1 protein-coding gene is annotated in these 473 nt (G+C 57.1%); it reads right to left on the bottom strand.

The annotated features are described in order from the left end of the window. Positions 1-158 precede the first annotated feature (158 nt). A partial coding sequence (locus GHO32_RS26580; RefSeq protein WP_178113951.1) for a hypothetical protein occupies positions 159-473 on the bottom strand: 315 nt, incomplete at its 5' end.

The raw sequence follows: 473 nt of genomic DNA, 5'->3' as shown, positions 1-473 counted from the left end.
AAAATACACCACCGCCATAAGGCCCGCGTTACGGCAGGCACTGCCAAACGTCATACGCATTGCGACACCTTCTTGGCCCGTCCGGGCGGGTTCCTTTCTATTCGTTATGCGCTCCCGTGTTACTAGTAGCAACAACCGGTCTAACGATATTTTCGCGGCTAAAATCCGGCGGCAGCTCGAGCCCGCAATTTCATGACGGTTCGCGCTGAAAGTCCCCTAATGTCCTCGCCATGAAAAACCATGTGCGCCCGATGCGACTTGGTTTCCGCGTCCCAATCATCCAGATCATCGATCAGGAAGGCGTGATTGCCTAGGTACGCTGCCGCCAAGTCAGCGGCCAGGCTGCGGGCGGGTTCGCCTGCCGTTTCGAAAACCCAATCCAGAATGTCACTCATCTGCTCGGCGGGTGTCCGCGGCACAACACCTTTGGCCTGATCCTGGACGAATGCGTTGTAAAGAAGTGCGCCAGCCTC

Source organism: Pseudomonas sp. FSL R10-2189, from assembly GCF_009600325.1.
GTDB classification, from domain to species: domain Bacteria; phylum Pseudomonadota; class Gammaproteobacteria; order Pseudomonadales; family Pseudomonadaceae; genus Aquipseudomonas; species Aquipseudomonas helleri.
This window is presented reverse-complemented; position numbering and strand designations above follow the sequence as displayed.